The sequence below is a fragment of the Streptomyces sp. NPDC006326 genome, from assembly GCF_040612915.1.
Taxonomy (GTDB): Bacteria; Actinomycetota; Actinomycetes; order Streptomycetales; family Streptomycetaceae; genus Streptomyces.
Genome location: NZ_JBEXRC010000105.1, coordinates 1 through 3,804 on the forward strand (window position 1 = coordinate 1; position 3,804 = coordinate 3,804).

The window sequence follows — 3,804 nt, forward strand, 5'->3', positions numbered from 1 at the left end:
CCGGGCTTCCCTTCGTTCTTGCGTTTCCGACTCTATCAGAGCCGGTCCCGCTTCGCTTTCCAGGTCCTTCGCTTTCGCGTTTTCCCTTTCCGGCGGCTCCGACTCTATCAGAAGATTTCCACCGGATTTCCCGGCTTCAATTCCTGGAGGAGGAGTCGGTTGTGCCCGCAGGAATTCAATTCCTTCAGGGCGAGAGAGATTTTAAACCATCACGGCCGGGCTTGTCCAGCCCAGGCAACCGTTCGAATCTACCTCCCCGCTCCGACCGTGTCAACAGTCTTTGCGGGACGACGAGGAGACTAGCAGCTGTACGGCCGTGTCCGCACATCAGGCCGCCGTGGGCAGCGTGGCCGTGCGGTCGGCGGCCTCCACGTCGCCCACCTCGCCCGCGCGGGAGGCCCGGCCGCCGAGGACGTACACGTACAGCAGGAACGCGGCCTCGGCGGCGACGCCGATGGCGATGCGAGCCCAGGTGGGCAGGCCGGACGGGGTGACGAAGCCTTCGATCAGGCCCGACACGAAGAGGACCACCGCCAGGCCGATGGCCATGCCCAGGGCGGAGCGGCCCTGTTCCGCGAGGGCTGCGCGGCGGGTGCGGGGGCCCGGGTCGATGACCGTCCAGCCGAGGCGCAGTCCGGTACCGGCTGCGACGAACACGGCGGTCAATTCGAGCAGGCCGTGCGGGAGGATCAGGCCGAGGAACACGTCGAGGCGGTCGGCGGAGGCCATCAGGCCGATGCCCACGCCCAGGTTGACCATGTTCAGGAACAGGATCCAGAGCACCGGGATCCCGAGGAACGCCCCCAGGACCAGGCACATGGCGGCGGCCTGGGCGTTGTTCGTCCACACCTTGGCGGCGAAGGAGGCCGCGGGGTGACTGGAGTAGTACGTCTCGTACTCGCCGCCCGGCTTCGTCAGTGCCTGCAGTTCCTCCGGCGCCGCGATGGCGCCCTGGACCTCGGGATGGGTGGCTATCCACCAGCCGATCAGCACGCCGAGCACGGTGGACAGCAGTGCGGTCGGTATCCACCAGCGGCGACTGCGATAGACGGCCGCCGGGAAGGCGGCCGTGAAGAACCGGGCCGCGTCCCGCCAGCCGGCCCGGCGGGTGCCCGTCACGGTGGCGCGGGCGCGGGCCACCAGCTGGGTCAGGCGGCCCGTGAGCAGGGGGTCGGGGACGCTGGACTGGATCAGGGAGAGGTGGGTGGAGGCCCGCTGGTAGAGGGCGACGAGCTCGTCGGCCTCGGCTCCGGTCAGGCGGCGGCCCCGGCCCAGGAGCTGTTCCAGGCGGTCCCATTCCGCGCGGTGGGCCGTGACGAAGACGTCGAGATCCATCCGGTTCCGCTCCCCTGCCCCAGGACCTGGCTCCTGCTCGGTTCTGCTTGGTTCTGCTTGGTTCTGCTTAGTTCTACGGTGGTCAGCTTGGCAGACTGGATGACCAAGGGGCGGGTCCGGTCACGTGAAGGGTGTGCAGCGGTGAGCGATCTGGTGACGGGGGACGCGGTCGTCCTGGGCCTGCGGCCGGCGAGGGTCCCGAGCCGGGCGCTGGCGGTCCTGCTCGATCTGGTCGTCTACCTCACCGGTTACCTGCTGATCTCCATCGGGCTGGGCTTCGCCACCGCCTCGCTGGACGAGGCCGCCGTCGCGGCCGTCGCGGTGGCGTCCTTCCTGCTGCTGCTGGTCGGGGTGCCGATCGCGGTGGAGACCCTGAGCCACGGACGTTCGCTGGGCAAGCTCGCCTGCGGGCTCCGCGTGGTGCGGGACGACGGCGGGCCGATCCGGTTCCGGCATGCGCTGGTCCGCGGGGCCATGGGGGTCATCGAGCTGCTGGGGAGCTTCGGGACGGTGGCGTGCATCGCCTCCCTGGTGTCGGCGCGGGGGCGGCGGCTCGGGGACGTGTTCGCGGGGACGCTGGTGGTCCGGGAGCGGGTGCCGGGGGCGCGGGTGATGCCGGTGCCGCCGCCTCCGCCGTGGCTGGCCGGGCGGTTCTCCGGGCTGGACCTGTCGGCGGTGCCGGAGGGGCTGTGGCTGGCGATACGGCAGTACCTGACGCGGATGAACCAGCTGGACCCGCAGGTGGGTGCGGGGATGGCGGCCCGGCTGGCGGAGGACCTGGTGGCCCGTACGGGGGCGCCGGCGCCGGTCGGCGTACCCCCGGCCGCGTACCTGATGGCGGTGGTGCACGAGCGTCAGAGCCGGGACGCGGCCCGCGCCTTCGGTCCCGGCGTCGCGCCCGCGTACGGGCCGCCGCCTGGCGCGCCCGCGATGCCCGCCGCGATGTCGGCCGCGTGGGGGCACCCGGGCCCCGGCCCCGTGGGGTACGCACCGTCGGCCGTACTGCCCGCGACTGCGCCGGTCCCGGTTCCGGTCCCGGGCGAGACGCCCGCGACTCCCGTGCCGCCGCGGCCCGCGACGGGGTTCGCACCCCCGGCGTGATCGCCTAACCTGCGCGGCATGTCAGCGAACGTCGCATTCACCTTCCGCGTCACGGGCATCGAGGACGAGGCCCGGGCGCAAGCCGTCGTCGAAGAGCTCCGGGAGCTGATGCGGGACGAGAGCATCGGCCGCCAGGTCACGATCGGCATCCGGCTGGAGGACGGCGTGCACGTCGTCACCGGCGGGACCGACTTCCCGGTCTCCGTCAGCCGCGCCCACCTGTGGTGCCCGGAGTTCGAGAAGTCCGTCGCCTGGTACGCGAAGGAAGCCGCGCCCTCGGCGACCTGCGCTGTCGAGTGGAGCTACCCCGACGAGCAGTGCTGACCCGGGCCGGGGGCCTTGGCGGGGCGTCAGTCCTCGGGGAACGTCGAGGGCGGAGTCTCCAGGTGTTCCAGTTCGATGCCGGGGGCCGCGAGGACGACGTCGCCCGCGATGTGGACCGTATGGACCTCGCCCGTGTCCAGGGCGGTGACCTGGTACTCGTCCACCACCAGCGGTCCGCTGTCCGTCGGGTGCTCCGCGCGTCCGAGCAGCGCCCACGCCTGGTCGACCGTGCGCGGCGCGAGCACCGGATCGGTGAAGGCGACGAGCCGGACCCGCGTGGCGGGTGCGCCGGGGGTCAGGCGCAGCAGGCGGGCCGTGGCCACCAGGAAGGCCGGCGAGGTGCCGGTGAAGCCGCCCGCGGCGACGTTGCCCTCGGTGGCCTCGGTGCCGGTCGGGTCGCTGCGGACCCAGGTGACGCCGTCGATGGCGGCGCCGCGGACCTGCCAGCTCGCCGCGTTCAGTTCGAGGCGGATGGGCCGGCCCAGCTCGTCGACCGCCAGGTCGACCGAGCCCCGGTGGTCGCCGTCCGGGCCGGTGAGCTGGGAGACGTAGCGCCAGCCGGAGGGGCCGGGGGCGCAGTGGAAGTGCTCCTCGCCGAGGGGGGTGTGGTCGTGGGGGTCGTGGAGCGAGTAGCGGCCGCGGGGCATGGGGCAGGGTCCTCGGGTGGTCTCGGGTGGATACGGGGCAGGCCCCCGGCGTGCTGCCGGGGGCCTGCCTTCGACGTGCGTTGCCGCTGCCGCGCGGGGATCAGTAGCGGTAGTGGTCCGGCTTGTACGGGCCCTCGACCTTGACACCGATGTAGGCGGCCTGCTCCGGGCGCAGGGTGGTCAGCTTGACGCCGAGCGCGTCGAGGTGGAGGCGGGCCACCTTCTCGTCGAGGTGCTTGGGCAGCACGTAGACGTCGGTGGGGTACTCCTCGGGCTTGGTGAACAGCTCGATCTGGGCCAGGGTCTGGTCCGCGAACGAGTTCGACATCACGAACGACGGGTGCCCGGTGGCGTTGCCCAGGTTCAGCAGACGGCCCTCGGACAGGACGATCAGGAC

5 protein-coding genes are annotated in these 3,804 nt (G+C 72.1%); 2 read left to right on the forward strand and 3 right to left on the reverse strand.

The window, feature by feature from the left end; translation table 11 throughout:
- Positions 1-327: 327 nt before the first annotated feature.
- A complete protein-coding gene (locus tag ABZ128_RS35410; protein ID WP_356854001.1) occupies positions 328-1,335 on the reverse strand; it encodes a stage II sporulation protein M in 1,008 nt (335 codons plus the stop codon).
- 141 nt (positions 1,336-1,476) lie between these two features.
- Between ABZ128_RS35410 and ABZ128_RS35415 the strand changes: the two genes are divergently transcribed.
- Both ABZ128_RS35415 and ABZ128_RS35420 read left to right on the forward strand, forming a co-directional pair.
- Positions 1,477-2,436, forward strand: a complete 960-nt coding sequence (locus tag ABZ128_RS35415; protein ID WP_356854002.1) for an RDD family protein — start codon at positions 1,477-1,479, stop codon at positions 2,434-2,436.
- Positions 2,437-2,454: 18 nt separating this feature from the next.
- Positions 2,455-2,760 carry a hypothetical protein gene (locus ABZ128_RS35420; RefSeq protein WP_356854004.1) on the forward strand — a complete coding sequence of 102 codons (306 nt, stop codon included), beginning with the start codon at positions 2,455-2,457 and terminating at the stop codon, positions 2,758-2,760.
- Between the two features lie 26 nt (positions 2,761-2,786).
- Here the strand turns inward: ABZ128_RS35420 and ABZ128_RS35425 are convergent, their stop codons facing one another.
- Both ABZ128_RS35425 and ABZ128_RS35430 read right to left on the reverse strand, forming a co-directional pair.
- On the reverse strand, positions 2,787-3,407 hold the full coding sequence (locus ABZ128_RS35425) for a hypothetical protein (protein ID WP_356854006.1): 621 nt from the start codon (positions 3,405-3,407) through the stop codon (positions 2,787-2,789).
- Between the two features lie 100 nt (positions 3,408-3,507).
- Positions 3,508-3,804, reverse strand: a 297-nt coding sequence (locus ABZ128_RS35430; protein WP_356854008.1) for an adenosylhomocysteinase, incomplete at its 5' end; no start/stop codon positions are given.